The 536-nt window shown below is 43.3% G+C and carries 1 protein-coding gene; it reads right to left on the bottom strand.

The window, feature by feature from the left end:
- Window positions 1–364 (bottom strand): glutathione S-transferase (locus tag R7R24_RS29990; protein ID WP_318120627.1); only part of this gene is annotated, 364 nt, incomplete at its 3' end.
- Between the last annotated feature and the right edge of the window lie 172 nt (window positions 365–536).

Genomic DNA, 536 nt, shown 5'->3' on the forward strand with positions numbered 1-536 from the left:
CTACTTTTCGACGCGCGCGACAGTTCATCGGTAACTCGTTTCTCAAATCAAAAAAGCCCGAATGCATTTCAGCCGAAATCGCGCGCGCTTTCGCTTTGTCCGCTACATGGCTTGGCCACGCCTTTCCTTGTAGATACTGCTCGTTCACATATTCCAAAATCGCTAAGGAATCCCAAACCGTGACTTCGCCATCAACCAATGTTGGCACTTTGGCCGTTGGTGTTACGCTCGCCAGCTTGTCGTAGAAGTCTTCAGTAAACAGCGTTAGCTTAGTCACATCCACTTTTAAATCGTATTGAGAAAAAATGAGCCACGCTCGCAATGACCAACTTGAGTAGTTTTGATTCCCGATAAAGAGTTGCATTGTTGCCTCCATGCCAAATGGTGTTGTTATTAATTAAAGCGTGAAATCACAATATCTGATTGTTTTATTTCAAACTAACGGATAGTTTTGATGGAACACTTCAACAAAAACGATGGATAGAAAAGAATATGGATATTGACGCGCTGCGCAGCTTTCTTGCGTTTGTTGAAAC

This window comes from Vibrio sp. 704 (assembly GCF_033339295.1).